This is a genomic window from Dermacoccus sp. CCH2-D9 (assembly GCF_001556795.1).
GTDB classification, from domain to species: domain Bacteria; phylum Actinomycetota; class Actinomycetes; order Actinomycetales; family Dermatophilaceae; genus Dermacoccus; species Dermacoccus nishinomiyaensis.
This window is the reverse complement of sequence record NZ_LSJT01000075.1, coordinates 1-11,958: the sequence shown is the minus strand read 5'-3', so window position 1 is coordinate 11,958 and position 11,958 is coordinate 1. Positions and strand designations below refer to the sequence as shown.

At 70.5% G+C, this 11,958-nt stretch carries 9 protein-coding genes and 2 pseudogenes; 3 read left to right on the top strand and 8 right to left on the bottom strand.

Annotation, left to right across the window (positions count from 1 at the left end):
• The first annotated feature begins 42 nt into the window (after positions 1 to 42).
• Both AX669_RS06755 and AX669_RS06750 read left to right on the top strand, forming a co-directional pair.
• Positions 43 to 1,041, top strand: a complete 999-nt coding sequence (locus AX669_RS06755; protein WP_139023562.1) for a hypothetical protein — start codon at positions 43 to 45, stop codon at positions 1,039 to 1,041.
• Positions 1,042 to 1,070: 29 nt separating this feature from the next.
• On the top strand, positions 1,071 to 2,276 hold the full coding sequence (locus AX669_RS06750; protein WP_156444949.1) for a CapA family protein: 1,206 nt from the start codon (positions 1,071 to 1,073) through the stop codon (positions 2,274 to 2,276).
• Positions 2,277 to 2,348: 72 nt separating this feature from the next.
• Here the strand turns inward: AX669_RS06750 and AX669_RS06745 are convergent, their stop codons facing one another.
• Together AX669_RS06745 and AX669_RS06740 are read right to left on the bottom strand one after the other, a co-directional pair.
• Positions 2,349 to 3,140 carry a TSUP family transporter gene (locus AX669_RS06745; RefSeq protein ID WP_062257406.1) on the bottom strand — a complete coding sequence of 264 codons (792 nt, stop codon included), beginning with the start codon at positions 3,138 to 3,140 and terminating at the stop codon, positions 2,349 to 2,351.
• Positions 3,141 to 3,290: 150 nt separating this feature from the next.
• Entirely contained in the window at positions 3,291 to 5,054 is a 1,764-nt protein-coding gene (locus AX669_RS06740) for a proline--tRNA ligase (RefSeq protein WP_156444948.1), read from the bottom strand.
• Between the two features lie 225 nt (positions 5,055 to 5,279).
• On the opposite strand from AX669_RS06740, the pseudogene AX669_RS14205 reads away from it, so the two are divergent.
• Positions 5,280 to 5,675: pseudogene (locus tag AX669_RS14205) on the top strand (AIM24 family protein); the annotation flags it as partial.
• A gap of 175 nt (positions 5,676 to 5,850) precedes the next feature.
• Here AX669_RS14205 and AX669_RS06730 read toward each other — a convergent pair.
• The 6 genes and pseudogenes from AX669_RS06730 to AX669_RS06705 form a co-directional block, all read right to left on the bottom strand.
• Positions 5,851 to 7,530 (bottom strand): acyl-CoA dehydrogenase family protein, encoded by a 1,680-nt coding sequence (locus AX669_RS06730; protein ID WP_006944872.1) that lies wholly within the window; start codon positions 7,528 to 7,530, stop codon positions 5,851 to 5,853.
• A 174-nt stretch (positions 7,531 to 7,704) separates the two neighbouring features.
• Positions 7,705 to 8,109 carry a hypothetical protein gene (locus AX669_RS06725; RefSeq protein WP_062257400.1) on the bottom strand — a complete coding sequence of 135 codons (405 nt, stop codon included), beginning with the start codon at positions 8,107 to 8,109 and terminating at the stop codon, positions 7,705 to 7,707.
• A gap of 120 nt (positions 8,110 to 8,229) precedes the next feature.
• A complete protein-coding gene (locus tag AX669_RS06720; RefSeq protein ID WP_006944855.1) occupies positions 8,230 to 9,165 on the bottom strand; it encodes a DUF4081 domain-containing GNAT family N-acetyltransferase in 936 nt (311 codons plus the stop codon).
• A 7-nt stretch (positions 9,166 to 9,172) separates the two neighbouring features.
• The gene (ispG, locus tag AX669_RS06715; protein ID WP_062257398.1) at positions 9,173 to 10,330 is read right to left on the bottom strand and encodes a flavodoxin-dependent (E)-4-hydroxy-3-methylbut-2-enyl-diphosphate synthase; all 1,158 of its coding nucleotides are present in this window, start codon (positions 10,328 to 10,330) and stop codon (positions 9,173 to 9,175) included.
• A gap of 47 nt (positions 10,331 to 10,377) precedes the next feature.
• A complete protein-coding gene (locus tag AX669_RS06710; protein WP_062257395.1) occupies positions 10,378 to 11,700 on the bottom strand; it encodes an RIP metalloprotease in 1,323 nt (440 codons plus the stop codon).
• Positions 11,700 to 11,958: pseudogene (locus tag AX669_RS06705) on the bottom strand (1-deoxy-D-xylulose-5-phosphate reductoisomerase); the annotation flags it as partial. The gene AX669_RS06710 and the pseudogene AX669_RS06705, both read right to left, overlap by 1 nt.

Below are 11,958 nucleotides of genomic sequence, written 5' to 3'. Positions count from 1 at the left end.
CGCCCGCCGGAACGCGCGGCCAGTGCGTGCCAGACTGTGCCCATGCCCGATGCTCGTCTCACCCGCCGCACCGCGCTCGCCGCCGTCGTCCTCACCACCACGAGCGCATGCAGGCTGCGCGTGGAGAAGGACGCGCCCCTGCCGGGGCCGACGGCGGCACCGGCGCCCGATTCGGGCCCCCTCGAGGCTGTGCGTCGTCACCTCGTGGTCGCGATGAGCGCGGCGAGCCAGGAGACGAACCACCGCCGGGAGGCCGCCGACGCGCAGGGCGCCCACGTCGCCGAACTCAAACGACTCGACGCGACGCTGCGCGGCATCGGCGCGACGTCGCTGCCCAGCGTCAGCGCCACTGCGGCGCCCAGCGTGTCGGCGTCAGCGTCTGCGTCGCCATGGGCGTCGGCGTCCGGAAAGAGCTCCCGCGCGAGCGCCCCGGCGTCGTCGCCCTCGGCGAGCAGCAGCCCCGCCGCGACGGCGTGGACCCGCGCCGAGAGCGACTGGGTCTCCCCCGCGCTGTGCGCGAGCCTGCAGAAGGTTTCGGCGACATCGAGGCCTCTCGCCCTGTCGATCGCCGCGCGCGGGCTCAGCTCGCTGCCGGGTGGCGTCTCCGTGCCGTGGTCCGCGACGGCGTCGGTGCCCTCGTCGTCGGCGCTTCTCGACGCGAACGCGGTGACGATCCACGCGCTCGAGTGGTGGGCGGCGCGCACCGATCCCGATGATCGCGGCGACGTCCCCGACCTGCTCGACGACCTCTACGCCGTGCGCTCGCTCGCGGAATCGTCGGCGTCATCGGGGTCGCCGTCGTCGTCATCGTCTGCTTCCGCGAGCCCCGCTGCGCCCGCGCGCCGCTACGACTCGCTCGCCGCGGCCCGCGCCGATGCGGGCAAGGCGGCCGCGGCTCTGATGTCGGCGTGCGCCGTCGCGGCGACGGGCACGCGCAGCGCCGATGATGTCAACGGGCTGCTGCTCGCGTGGTCGAGCGCGGCCCGCACGGTGCGCTTCGGTGGGGGCAGCGTCTCGCCGTTCCCGGGCCTCGCGACCTGAGCACGCCCGCCGGGAATAAACTCGTCCGCATGCGTATTCGGGGACGCGCGGCCGCCGCCGCACCACTGATCTCACTGCTCGCTCTCACGGCCTGTTCGGGCAGCTCGCACGACACGGGCGGCGCTTCGAGCTCCGGGGCGTCATCGAAGGCCGGCGCGTCGAGCAGTTCCGGTGGGAGTGCGAGTCCCTCGGCCAGCTCTTCGGTCGCTCCCCCGGAGCCGGTCAAAAACAAGCCGGGCAGCATCACGATCGGCGCGTCGGGCGACCTCATCGTCCACCCGTCGGTCACGCAGATGGCCCGTCGTGCCGCAGGCGGCACGGGGTACCGCTTCGACCAGTTCTTCGGCCAGATCTCCCCCGTCACGAAGGCGGGCGATCTACGCATCTGCCAGATGGAGAACCCGCTGTCGCGTGACGACACGAACCTGGCGCGCGAGCTGAGCTTCAACGCGCCCCACGAGTTCGCGACGACGGTGAAGTCCATTGGGTTCGACGGGTGTTCGACGGCCAACAACCACGCCTACGACCGCGGCCTCTCCGGGCTGGCGAGCACGCGCAGCGTCATGGCCGCGAACGGTCTGCAGGCGGCCGGCCCGGCCGCGTCTGCCGGCGAGAAGGGCCAGCCCGTGTTCTACGAGGCCAAGGGGTTCAAGGTCGCGCAACTGTCGTACAGCTACACGCTCGACAACCGCATCAACGGCGACCAGACGGGCACTCCCAAGGACGCGCCCTGGGTCGCGGACAACCTGTACGCGGTGCGCACCCCGGAAGGCATCGAGGCCGATGCCGCCGAAGCACGCAAGCAGGGCGCCGACATCGTCGTCGTCTCGATGCACTGGGGCATCGAGTACAAGCCTGTCTCGGCGGAGCAGAAGAAGTACGCGGACGCGTTGCTGCGCTCTGGGCAGGTCGACTGGATCATCGGCAACCATCCGCACATCGTGCAGCCGTGCCAGAAGATCGACGGACGGTACGTCTCCTACGCCCTCGGCAACCTGTTCTCCGGCCAGCAGGCCGCATATCTGCCGGGCACGGCGGACGGCGCGTACGCGAGCGTCACCTTCACGCGCGACGCGGGCGGCAAGATCAGCCAATCGATGACGTACCAGCCCACCTATCAGGACCAGAAGACGCGCGTCGTCGAGCTGGCCACCCCGTCGCAGAACCCAGCATCCTACGCCAAGACGACCGCGACGATGGGTGCGTTCGGCTGCGACGCCAAGCCGGCGTCCTGACGGGTGACGGCACCCGCCGCCGCCGGACGCTCGAGCCGTGGTGGCCGGTGAGACGCCGGGCGCGGCTGAGCGTCAGAGCAGGCCGAACTGCGCGGTGGTGTCGTAGCTGAGCTTGACGACGAAGGCCCCCACGACGACGACGAACACGGCGCGCACGAACCCGGCCCCCTTCGAGACGGCGGTCCGGGCGCCGAGATAGCCGCCTGCGAGGTTCGCGACGCCGAGCACGAGGCCGACACGCCAGGCCACCGCACCTGCCGGGATGAACACGACGAGGGCGGCGAGGTTCGTCGCGAAGTTGGCGAGCTTGGCCTTGGCGGAGGCCTCGAGGAAGCGGTAGCCGAGCAGGCTGACGAGCGCGAAGACGAAGAACGAGCCCGTCCCCGGGCCGAGCGCGCCGTCGTACAGGCCGACGCCCAGGCCGATGGCACCCGCCGTCGCGTAATGGCGCCGGCTGCCCGCGTGCCGCAGGTTCTCGAGCTGCCCCATCGAGGGCTTGAACAGCGTGTACGCGCCGACGGCGACGAGGACGACGAGGATGATCGGGTTGAACGCGCTGCGCGGGATGTGACTGGCGAGCGCCGCACCCGCCATCGAACCGGCGAATGCCATCACGGCGAGCGGCAGCGCGGTGCGCAGATCGGGACGCACCCGCCGAAGGTACGTCGCCGAGCTCACCGATGTGCCACAGATCGAACCCAGCTTGTTCGTCGCGAGCAGTTGGGCCGGCGCGGCGTGCGGGAACGCGACCATGAGGGCCGGCAACTGCACGAGCCCGCCTCCGCCGACGACGGCGTCGATCCATCCCGCGCAGGCCGCCGCGAGCGCCAGCAGGGTGAGCGTCAGGGTTCCCGGGTCGTTCACCCCGTCATCCTGGGCCGCGCGCCGCGTGCCCGCAAACGTCTCTCAGTCCGTGACCGCCGCGCCCGCGCCGCTCGTGACCGGGGCGGCGGCCGTTCGACGCGCGAGAGCCACCACGTCGGGCCGTGGTGGCTCTCGTGACGCAGGGTGGGATCAGGCGCCGCGCACCTCGGAGAGCACCTCGGCCGCCACCTCGTCGACGCCGACGTCACGCGAGGTGCCCGAGCGGCGGTCCTTGACTTCGATCGTGCCGTCGGAGAGGCCGCGCCCGAGCACGACGATCGTCGGGACGCCGATGAGCTCGGCGTCCTTGAACTTCACGCCGGGGCTGACCTTCGGACGGTCGTCGAACAGGACGCCGAGCCCGGCCGACTCGAGGTCGGCGACGACCTGCTCCGCCTTCTCGAAGACCGCGGCGTCCTTGCCCGTGGCGACGACGTGGACGTCGAACGGCGCGATGTGACGCGGCCAGATGAGGCCCTTGTCGTCGAGGTTGTCCTCAGCGATGGCGGCGACGGCGCGGGAGACGCCGATGCCGTAGGAGCCCATCGTCACCGTCACGAGCTTGCTGTTCTCGTCGAGCACCTTGAGCCCGAGCGCCTCGGCATACTTCGTGCCGAGCTGGAAGATGTGACCCATCTCGATGCCGCGCGCGAGCGTCAGGGGGCCCGAACCGTCGGGGGCCGGGTCGCCCTCCTTGATCTGCGCCGCCTGGATCGTGCCGTCGGCGGTGAAATCGCGGCCGTGGACGAGGTCGATGACGTGCTTGCCGCTGACGTCGGCGCCCGTCACCCACGCCGAGCCCTCGGCGATGCTGGGGTCGAGCAGGTAACGGATGCCGGAGGCCTTTTCCTCGCCGAGCACGCCCGGGCCGATGTAGCCCTTCGCGAGCATCGGGTAGGCGGCGAAGTCCTTCTCCTCGAACGCCTCGACGTCGGCCGGAGCGACCTGAGCCTCGAGGCGCTTGGCGTCGACCTCGCGATCGCCGGGCACGCCGATCGCGAGCGGTTCGCGCGTGCCGTCGGGGTGGACGAGCATGACGATGACGTTCTTCAGTGTGTCGGCAGCCGTCCACTCGCGTCCGTCGTCGCGCGGGTGATTCGCGTTGAGGGCCGCGACGAGCGTCTCGATGGTCGGGGTCTCGGGGGTGTCCTCGATGTGTGCGGGGCCGACGCTCACCTCGACGGGCTCGGCCTGCGGCACGACGACGGCCTCGACGTTCGCGGCGAAACCGCCGGGCGAGCGGACGAACGTGTCCTCACCGTGGCGGCTGACGGCGAGGAACTCCTCCGACGCCGAACCGCCCATCGCGCCCGAGTCGGCGTGGACGACGACGTACTCGAAGCCGAGGCGGTCGAAGATCTTGACGTACGCGCCGCGGTGCTTGGCGTAGCTCTCCTCGAGGCCCTGCTTCGTGTGATCGAAGGAGTACGAGTCCTTCATGATGAACTCGCGCCCGCGCAGCAGGCCGGCGCGCGGGCGGGCCTCGTCGCGGTACTTCGTCTGGATCTGGAACAGCGTCGTCGGCAGGTCCTTGTAGCTCGAGAACATGTCCTTCACCGTGATAGTGAACATCTCCTCGTGCGTCGGGCCGAGGAGCATGTCGACGCCCTTGCGGTCCTGCAGGCGGAACAGGTTGGGGCCGTACTCGTCCCAGCGGTTCGTCGCCTCATAGGGTTCGCGCGGCAGCAGCGCGGGGAAGCTCAGCTCCTGGGCGCCGATGGCCTCCATCTCCTCGCGGACGATGGTCTCGACGTTACGCAGCACCTTGAGCCCGAGCGGCAACCACGTGTACACGCCGGGCGCGGCGCGTCGGATGTAGCCGGCGCGCACGAGCAGCTTGTGGCCCGGCAGCTCGGCGTCCGCCGGATCCTCGCGAAGCGTTCGCAGGAACAGGTTGGACATGCGCTGGGCCACGGTCTCTCCTCGGGTCGTGTCGCGGTCGCTCCGCGTGACTCGGCCCCACACTATCCCGGCCCGCCCAGGGCGTGCACGGCCCGCATCCACCCGACGCTCGGGCCGCGAGGCCTTCCTGAGATCCATGCAGATTCGACTGCGTCACAATCCGTCCTTCGCCGTCTCCCGTCTCCTGCGCACTCGCCCGGCGTGCAGATCTCCAGCAAGGCCGCCAGCGGCGGCATCATGAAGGGGCTCAAGCGCTCCGTGCTCTGCGGTGAGTCCTTCTTCTCGACGACGTACACCGCCCCCGCCGAGGGCGGGTGGGGCGACATCGCCGGCGTCCTGCCCGGCGGCATGCTGGCGCTCGAGATCCAGCCCGATCGCCCCTGCTTCGTCGCCCGCGGCAACTGGATGGCCAACAGCGAGGGCACGGAGGTCACCTCGCAGTTCGGTGGCATGACGAACCTCTTCGGCGGCGAGGGCGGCTTCGGCCTCGAGGCCAGCGGTCAGTGCCTCAGCGTCTACGGCGCGGTCGACGTCATGGACCTCGCTCCGGGCGAGCGTGACGTCATCCACACCGGGCACGTCATCGCCTACGACCTGGGGATGCAGTTCACAACGCGTCGGGCGGTCGAAGGACGCTCGATCCAGTCGATGAAGTCCGGTGAAGGGCTCGTTTCAACTTCGTCGGGCCCGGGCGCGTGCTCCTGCAGTCACGCAACCCGCAGGCGTTCGCGGAGTGGGCCGCCAAGCTCATGCCCTCGACGAACGAGCAGGGCGGCCTCGGCGGGCTGTTCACCTGACCGCCAGGGCGTCAGGGCCGCGGCGTCGCGCGTCGGGCGATGGCGGCGCTCGCGGCCGACGTGCCGAGGGTGCCGAACACGCCGCCCCACTCCCCCTGCACGCGGCTCGCGATGAACGCGTCGCTGACGCTCGACGGCGCGCTGCGCAGCAGCAGGCTCGCCTGGAGGACGACGGCCATTCGAGCGCTGATGTCGCGGGCGCGGTACTCCGCGTCGTCGGGCGTCAACGACACGACGTCGGCGAGCACCTGTTTCGTCGCGACGTCGAGCCCGGGGTGGTCGCCGCGGGTCACGTCGAGCTCGCGGCTGAAGGCCTCGAACGCCTCCGGCGAACGCGTCAGGGCGCGCAGGACGTCGAGGGCGTTGACGCTGCCCGAGCCCTCCCAGATCGAGTTGAGCGGCGACTCGCGGAACAGCAGCGGCATGCCCGACTCCTCGACGTACCCGTTGCCGCCGAGGCATTCGAGGGCCTCGGCGACGTGCATCGGCGTGCGCTTGCACACCCAGAACTTCGCGAGCGGCAGTGCGAAGCGACGGAACGCGCGCTCGTGCTCGCTGCCGGGATCGCCTGATTCGATACGGTCGACGCTCGCCGCGAGGCGCATGCCGAGCGCCGTCGCGGCCTCCGACTCGATCGCGAGATCGGCGAGGACGTTCTGCATCGCGGGCTTGTCGGCGAGGACGCCGCCGAAGGCATGCCGACGCGCGGTGTACCAGGCCGCCTCGCTCGTCGCGCGACGCATGAGCCCGGCCGAGCCGAGGACGCAGTCGAGCCGCGTCGCGCTCACCATCTCGATGATCGTGCGCACGCCCGCACCCTCGTCACCGAGGCGAGTGGCGTAGGCGTCGTGGAACTCGAGTTCGCTGCTCGCGTTGGAGCGGTTGCCGAGCTTGTCCTTGAGCCGGACGATGCGCAGCGCGTTGCGAGTGCCGTCAGGGTGCACGCGCGGCACGACGAAGCAGGTCAGCCCGCCGGGAGCCTGCGCGAGGACGAGGAACAGATCGTTCGTCGGCGCGCTCGTGAACCACTTGTGCCCGCGCAGCGAATAGACGGCGGCGCCGTCGTCGTCGAAACCCGACGGGGTGGCCTCGGTGACGTTGGTGCGCACGTCGGAGCCGCCCTGTTTCTCCGTCATCCCCATCCCCGCGAGCAGCCCCTCCTTGCTCGCCGCGGGCAGATCGCCGGGCTCGTAGACGCTCGCCGCGAGGCCGTCGGCGTAACGCTGCGTCAGCGCCTCGTCCGCGCGCAGGGCGGGGACGGCGGCATGGGTCATCGTCAGCGGACAGACGTGCCCGGGCTCGACACCGGACCACGTGATGAAGCCCGCTGCCCGCCGCAGGTGAGCGTCCGCCGACGCGTCCTGCCAGGGCGCGCCCGCGAGACCGAACTCGACGCCGCGGCGCATGAGCCAGTGCCAGGACGGGTGGAACTCGACGGCGTCGGTACGCGCGCCGAACCGGTCGACGGCGCGATGCCGCGGCGTGAACGTGTTCGCAGCCATGCCGTGTTCGCGAGCCTCCTCGCTGCCGGCCATGACACCGAGCTCGCGCAGGGGGCCGAGAACGTCGGCATGCTCGTGCGAGGCGAACGCGCTCGCCGCGTCCTTGAGCGCCTCGTCGGCGTCGACGGCGTCGAACCCGGCCATGACGTCGGCCTGATTGGTTGGTGTGAGCGCGAACACGTCAGTCATGCCGCCACTGTAGATCGCCGGCCCGGTGCCCGGGCGGCGTCTGCGCGCAGGAGTCTACGCCGACCGCACGGCGCGGGCCCGCCAATGCGGCGCGGGCCCATCAGTCCGGCGCGAACCGTCACCCACAGTGACGGCGACCCACGCACGGCGCACGGTCGGCCTCGCGAGCCCTCGTCAGCGGCGAGCGATGTCGAGGCTCGCCTTGATGAGCGGCCACTGCGCCGGGACCCGCGCGAGCATGCCGGCGAGGCGCGCCTGCTTGCCCGGCGTGGAGCGGCGTCGGACACTCGCCTGCGCCTGACGCGCCATCTCGACGTTCGCGGGCAGCACGGCGACGAGCAGGGCGGCAGAGGCGTAACCCGCGGCTCGGCGCGTCGCAGGGTTGACGAGACCCGCGGCGCAGACGAGTTCGGCGACACCGCTGAGGTAGACGAGTTCGCGCGCCTTGGGTAGCAGCGGCGGAATGGTCGGCTCGAACACCTGCGGGCGCACGAGGTGCGTCACGCCGGAGACGACGTACGCGCCGACGAGCCCGCGCATCAGGGGCGGAAGTTCACGAAGACCGGTGACAGGATTCATGCCCCCACCCCATCACATCGCCCTGACAACGCCGTTGAAACGGGTCGAAGTGCGGGGGCAGGGCGCTCGTCCCATCGATAAGCGGTGCCACCGCGTCGCCTCTGCGACGGCGCCGCCGCATCAGAGGATGACGGTCGCGAACGTCCCGACGCGTTCGAACCCGGCGCGTTCGTACGCACGCAGCGCGGGGGTGTTGTACCCGTTGACGTAGAGGCTGACGGTGGGCGCGAGCTCCGCCTCGACCAGGTCGACGACGCGCGCCATGCACGGTGCGGCGAGCCCGCGGCCGCGCCAGGCGGGGTCGATCCACACACCCTGAATCTGTGCCACGCCCGAGGCGAGCGATCCGACGTCGGCCTTGAACCGTACGCGCGCACCGTCCATCAGGACGAAGGTGCGCCCACCCATGACGAGGCGCTGCACCCCGGCGCGGTAGGCCGCGGCACTGCCGACGTAGGGCGCGTAGCCGATCTCCTCGGTGAACATCGCCGCGGCCGCAGGCACGATGGCGTCGACCTCGTCGAGTCGGGCCAGGCGCACGCGCGGTTCGGGCTCGATGCCCTGACGCTCGCGCGCCTCCCGCGAGGCGACCATGAGCGGCTGCTCGGGGCGGAACGAGCGCGCCGGCGCGTACGAACGCGACACGAGCTGCCACAGCGGCAGCACCTGCTCGGCCGGCCCGAACAGCGAACTGACGCGGCGTCGCGCACACTTGACGCGGGCCGCGTAGCGTTCCAGATCGTCAGGGCTCGCCTCGACGGGGACGAGATTCGCCGACGCCCACAGCATCGAGCGCAGCGGCCGTTGACTGGACTCGAGCGAGCGAGCGCCGCCTCGACCCAGCCCGTCGGCATCGAACCCCGAAGAGTCCGCCCCTGCCGCGAGTGGCTGGCCAACGTCACCGTCGAGACCGAAGGCAGCGCTCGTCGAACCGAGCGCGCCCTCGTCGAGGCGGGCGGCGACGAAGACGTTCGTCACCGGGTCGAGGTCGCACAACGCCCGCGCGCCGGCGCGGTCGCCGGCGTCGAGGGCTCGCACCCCCGAACGTCGCAGCATGCCGGCGTCAGCCGACCGAGACGGTGGGGCCGGCGCCGTCGGCGCCCGCGTCCTCGCCCATCTCCTCGGCGATGCGCATCGCCTCCTCGATGAGCGTCTCGACGATCTGGCTCTCCGGCACCGTCTTGATGACCTCACCCTTGACGAAGATCTGGCCCTTGCCGTTGCCGGAGGCGACGCCGAGGTCGGCCTCGCGCGCCTCACCGGGGCCGTTGACGACGCAGCCCATCACGGCGACGCGCAGCGGCACCTCCATGCCCTCGAGGCCCTTCGTCACCTGCTCGGCGAGGGTGTAGACGTCGACCTGCGCGCGCCCGCAGCTCGGGCAGCTGACGATCTCGAGCTTGCGCGGCTTGAGGTTGAGCGACTGCAGGATCATGTTGCCGACCTTGACCTCCTCGACCGGCGGGGCCGAGAGGCTGACGCGGATCGTATCGCCGATGCCGCGGCTCAGCAGCGCGCCGAACGCGGTCGCCGACTTGATCGTGCCCTGGAACGCGGGCCCGGCCTCGGTCACACCGAGGTGCAGCGGCCAGTCGCCCCGCTCGGAGAGCATCTCGTAGGCGCGCACCATGACGACGGGGTCGTTGTGCTTGACGGAGATCTTGAAGTCGTGGAAGTCGTGCTCCTCGAACAGCGACGCCTCCCACACGGCCGACTCGACGAGCGCCTCGGCCGTCGGCTTGCCGTACTTCTCGAGCAGTCGCTTGTCGAGCGAACCGGCGTTGACACCGATGCGGATGGAGACCCCGGCGTCCTTCGCCTCCTTGGCGATCTGCTTGACCTGATCGTCGAACTTGCGGATGTTGCCCGGGTTGACGCGCACACCCGCACACCCCGCCTCGATCGCCGCGTAGACGTACTTCGGCTGGAAGTGGATGTCGGCGATGACGGGGATCTGCGCCTTGCGAGCGATGGCGGGCAGCGCCTCCGCGTCGTCCTGGCTCGGGCACGCGACACGGACGATGTCGCACCCGGTGGCCGTCAGCTCGGCGATCTGCTGGAGCGTGGCGTTGATGTCGGTCGTCGGCGTCGTCGTCATCGACTGCACCGAGATGGGGGCGTCTCCCCCGACCTCGACCTTGCCGACCTTGATCTTGCGCGTCTTGCGACGAGGAGCGATGACCGGCGCGGGCGCCGAGGGCATACCGAGAGAAACCGACATGAGCCCATCTTACGACTGCCGCGCGACGCCCTGGGCTGGGCCGAGACTCACTGGATGGTGATGGGTTTCACGACGTCGGCGTAGATGAGCAGCACCGACATCCCGATGAGGACGAGCGAGACGGCGTACGCGACCGGCAGCGCCTTCGTCACGTCGACGTAGACGGGGCCGGCGACGCCGCGCGCCCGCGCGATGGGCCGCTTGATTGCCTCCCACAGCGCACCCGCGATGTGGCCGCCGTCGAGGGGCAGCAGCGGGATGAGGTTGAACACGAACAACGCGAGGTTGAGCGAGGCGAGCAGGTTGAGCAGCAGCAGCACCTTCTGGCCGAGTTCGACCTTCGACGACTCGGCGACGTCGCCCGCGATGCGCGTCACCCCGACGACGGAGATCGGCCCGTTCGGATCGCGCGCCTCGTCGCTGAACGCCGCCTGGGCGACGCCCTTCATCTTCTCCGGGATGTGCAGCACGACGCCCGCCGTCTGCTTGATGCTCGTGCCGAGCATGCCGGGGACAGCACCCGGGCCCTGACGCTGCAACGTGTACTGACCGATCGACAGCCCGACGTACCCGGCGTCGATCATGACGTTCTGGCCACCCGCGTCGGTGACGGGGTTGCCGTCGGCGTCGAGCTTCGCCACCTTCGTCGTCTTCGGCGTGACCTGCAGCGTCTGCTGCCGGCCGTCACGCTCGACGACGAACGGGATCTTCTCGCCGCCGTGCGCGCGGATGACGCGGGTCGCCTCGAGGTTGCTGTTCACCTTCTGCCCCGCGACCGAGATGATGACGTCATCGAGCTTCAACCCGCTCGAGGCCGCCGGCGCCTCCTGCCCCGCCGGGCACTTCTGACCGGGTTCGACCTTCGTGAGGCACGTCGTCAGCGACGTCACCTTCGTGCCGGTGAGCTTCGGCAGGCCGACGCCGCACACCATGACGGTCATGACGACCGCAGCGATGACGAGGTTCATGAACGGCCCACCGAACATGACGGTGACCTTCTGCCACGTCTTGAGCTTGTAGAAGACGCGGTTCTCGTCACCGGGGCGCAGCTCCTCGAAGGTCTGCTCACGCACCTCGTCGGCGAGCTGGCTGAACCGACCGGTCGACGAGGCGCGCACGGAGCCGTCCGGGTCGCCCGCCTTCGGCGGGTACATGCCGATCATGCGCACGTAACCGCCGAGCGGGATGCCTTTGACGCCGTACTCGGTCTCGCCGCGCTTCTTCGACCACAGCGTCGGGCCGAAGCCGATCATGTACTGCGGCACGCGGACGCCGAACTTCTTCGCGGGCACCATGTGCCCCATCTCGTGCAGCGCGATCGAGGCAGCCACGCCGACGATCATGAACAGCACCCCGAGGACGAACAGCATCAGCGCAGCCCCTTCTCGATCAGCGTGTGCGCGGCGCGGCGCGCCCATGTCTCTGCGGCGAGGACGGCGTCGACGTCAGGTTCGCCGCTCTCGGGCGCGTGCTGGTCGACGACCTTCTCGACGGTCTCGACGATGTCGAGGAAGCCGATGCGCCCACCGTGGAAGGCCTCGACGCACTCCTCGTTGGCCGCGTTGTAGACGGCCGGGTACGTCGAGCCCGCCTCGCCCACCTGACGGGCGAGGCGAACGGCGGGGAAC

Coding starts and splice junctions, on each gene's coding strand:
- AX669_RS06755 (WP_139023562.1), top strand. CDS start 43: ATGCCCGATGCTCGTCTCACCCGCCGCACCGCGCTCGCCGCCGTCGTC.
- AX669_RS06750 (WP_156444949.1), top strand. CDS start 1,071: ATGCGTATTCGGGGACGCGCGGCCGCCGCCGCACCACTGATCTCACTG.
- AX669_RS06730 (WP_006944872.1), bottom strand. CDS start 7,530: ATGACTGACGTGTTCGCGCTCACACCAACCAATCAGGCCGACGTCATG.
- AX669_RS06725 (WP_062257400.1), bottom strand. CDS start 8,109: ATGAATCCTGTCACCGGTCTTCGTGAACTTCCGCCCCTGATGCGCGGG.
- AX669_RS06720 (WP_006944855.1), bottom strand. CDS start 9,165: ATGCTGCGACGTTCGGGGGTGCGAGCCCTCGACGCCGGCGACCGCGCC.
- ispG (WP_062257398.1), bottom strand. CDS start 10,330: ATGTCGGTTTCTCTCGGTATGCCCTCGGCGCCCGCGCCGGTCATCGCT.
- AX669_RS06710 (WP_062257395.1), bottom strand. CDS start 11,700: ATGCTGTTCGTCCTCGGGGTGCTGTTCATGATCGTCGGCGTGGCTGCC.